Below are 3,319 nucleotides of genomic sequence, written 5' to 3' on the forward strand. Positions count from 1 at the left end.
AACAAAGTCCGCAACAAGCTACTTTCCCCCTGCCAGTAAGGCGTAGTATCATCACCCACGATGTGCTTAGCTTCTTGGTTCGAGATGGAGCAAGGCGTTTCCACATCTGTATAATCACGGACATTGTTGTTTAAATGTTTTTGTATCTTAAGTTCTAAAACTTTAAATTAAAGTCTAAGCTTTTTTTATATTCTAAAAACACTTAAAAAACAATGTTAAGAAACAAGTTTTATAAAAACCCTTACCTTAGACTTATACACAAAGAAAAACAAGGATAAACATCATTCTATTTTCTGTTCTCCGTTTTCTATAATCTGTATATAGCCTTAACAAGGAAGTGATGCTTAAATAAGATAAGCCAAACGCTCTATTAGTACTGGTCAGCTAAGAAACTTTCATTTCTTACACACCCAGCCTATCAAACTAGTAGTCTACTAGAGAGCTTAGAGAAGATTCATCTTAGAGTTGGCTTCACGCTTAGATGCTTTCAGCGTTTATCCTTTCCAAACTTAGCTACGCTGCGATGCTCTTGGCAGAACAACAGCTACACCAGTGGTTTGTTCAACCCGGTCCTCTCGTACTAGGGTCAAATCTCTTCAATCTTCTTACGCCCACGGCAGATAGGGACCGAACTGTCTCACGACGTTCTGAACCCAGCTCGCGTACCGCTTTAAATGGCGAACAGCCATACCCTTGGGACCTGCTCCAGCCCCAGGATGCGATGAGCCGACATCGAGGTGCCAAACCTCCCCGTCGATGTGAGCTCTTGGGGGAGATCAGCCTGTTATCCCCGGGGTACCTTTTATCCTTTGAGCGATGGCCCTTCCACACAGAACCACCGGATCACTAAGACCGACTTTCGTCTCTGCTTGACTTGTATGTCTTGCAGTTAAGCTGGCTTATACCTTTATACTCTACAGATGATTTCCAACCATCTTGAGCCAACCTTTGTAAGCCTCCGTTATTATTTGGGAGGCGACCGCCCCAGTCAAACTACCCACCAGACATTGTCCCACTTGAGGATAACTCAAGCTGGTTAGCTACCCAAATAAGAAAGAGTGGTATCTCAACAATGGCTCATCATAAACTGGCGTCTATGAATCAAAGCCTCCCACCTATCCTGCACATTCTTATCCAAGTAGCAGTGTCAAGCTGTAGTAAAGGTCCACGGGGTCTTTCCGTCTTGCCGCGGGTAGGAGGAATTTTCACCTCCACTACAATTTCACTGGATCCCTCTTTGAGACAGCTCCCATCTCGTTACGCCATTCATGCAGGTCGGTATTTAACCGACAAGGAATTTCGCTACCTTAGGACCGTTATAGTTACGGCCGCCGTTTACTCGGGCTTCGATCAAGAGCTTCGCTAATGCTAACCCCATCAATTAACCTTCGAGCACCGGGCAGGCGTCACACCCTATACATCCTCTTACGAGTTAGCAGAGTGCTGTGTTTTTGGTAAACAGTCGGGAGGGACTCTTTGTTGTAAGTTTCCTCGCTTTCGGAGTAAATCCTAATACGAGGCTAACCACACCTTATACCGAAGATACGGTGCTATTTTGCAGAGTTCCTTAAAGAGAGTTCTTCCACGCGCCTTAGAATACTCATCCCACCCACCTGTGTCGGTTTACGGTACGGGCAACATTAACTAAACTTAGAAACTTTTCTTGGCTCGACGGCATCAGCAATTCTCCTCGCTATCCGAAGACTTTGAGAAGCCTTTCAGTTCTCGGTGTATTCTTATACGGATTTTCCTGTATAAGCACCTACGACCTTAGACTAGCACTTCCATCCGCTAGCTTGCTTAGCCCTAAGCGTCCTTCCATCGCACATTAATGTTGGTATTGGAATATTAACCAATTTGCCATCGTCTACCCCTTTCGGACTCGACTTAGGACCCGACTAACCCTACGATGACGAGCATCGCGTAGGAAACCTTGGGTTTACGGCGAAGGGGATTCTCACCCCTTTTATCGCTACTCATGCCTGCATGCTCACTTCTATTCGCTCCAGCACTCCTTACCGGTATACCTTCAACGCAAATAGAACGCTCTCCTACCACTTGCACTAGGTGCAAGTCTAAAGCTTCGGTACTCATTTTAGCCCCGTTATATTTTCCGCGCAAAATCACTAGACCAGTGAGCTATTACGCTTTCTTTAAAGGATGGCTGCTTCTAAGCCAACCTCCTGGTTGTTTAAGTAACTTCACATCGTTTTCCACTTAAATGAGATTTGGGGACCTTAGCTGTTAGTCTGGGTTGTTTCCCTCTTGACGACGGATTTTATCACTCGCCGCCTGACTGCTGTGATTACACTAAAGGTATTCGGAGTTTGATAGGGTTTGGTACATTGGTGTATGCCCTAGCCCATTCAGTGCTCTACCCCCTTTAGTTACGACACAACGCTATACCTAAATATATTTCGGAGAGAACCAGCTATCACGAAGTTTGATTGGCCTTTCACCCCTATCCACAAGTCATCCCATAGCTTTTCAACGCTAGCGGGTTCGCTCCTCCACTAGTTCTTACACTAGCTTCAAGCTGCTCATGGATAGATCACTTCGTTTCGGGTCTGCAGCATCTGACTTAAGCGCCCTTTTAAGACTCGCTTTCGCTACGGCTTCGCGTGTGCTTAACCTTGCCAGACACCACAACTCGCAGGCTCATTATGCAAAAGGCAGTCCATCACCCTGGATTGCTCCATAGGGCTCTGAATGATTGTAAGCAAATGGTTTCAGGTTCTATTTCACTCGGCTCACCGCCGTTCTTTTCACCTTTCCCTCACGGTACTTGTTCGCTATCGGTGTAGTATGAGTATTTAGGGTTGGATCGTGGTCGACCCGGATTCAGACAAAATTTCACGTGTTTCGCCCTACTCAGGATACTGCTAGCTAAACTTTGCTTTTCGCATACGGGATTATCACCCTCTATGATTAAACTTTCCAGAATATTCTGCTAAGCTTAGTTCGTGCATATTGCAGTCCTACAACCCCTAGTGCAAGCACTAGGTTTGCCCTCTTACGCTTTCGCTCGCCGCTACTGACATAATCTCTATTGATTTCTTTTCCTGAGGGTACTAAGATGTTTCAATTCCCCTCGTTCGCTCCATTATGGTAATGTATATCTCTATACATTGGGTTGCCCCATTCGGAAATCTATGGGTCAAAGCTTCTTGACAGCTCTCCATAGCTTATCGCAGTCTAGTACGTCCTTCATCGCCTTTACTACCCAAGGCATCCACCATTCGCTCTTTGTAGCTTACCTTTTTAATCTACTTTTAGCGTAAGAGCAAAGCTCTTACTAAAGTAGCAAAACTAAAGGCCA

The 3,319-nt window shown here is 45.4% G+C and carries 2 rRNA genes; both read right to left on the reverse strand.

What is annotated here, in order from left to right:
* Positions 1 to 5: 5 nt before the first annotated feature.
* Positions 6 to 122: ribosomal RNA gene (rrf, locus tag CQA38_RS09105) — 5S ribosomal RNA — on the reverse strand.
* A gap of 227 nt (positions 123 to 349) precedes the next feature.
* Positions 350 to 3,259: ribosomal RNA gene (locus CQA38_RS09110) — 23S ribosomal RNA — on the reverse strand.
* Between the last annotated feature and the right edge of the window lie 60 nt (positions 3,260 to 3,319).

The organism is Campylobacter sp. MIT 12-5580 (assembly GCF_005406235.1).
In the GTDB taxonomy this organism is placed as follows: domain Bacteria; phylum Campylobacterota; class Campylobacteria; order Campylobacterales; family Campylobacteraceae; genus Campylobacter_D.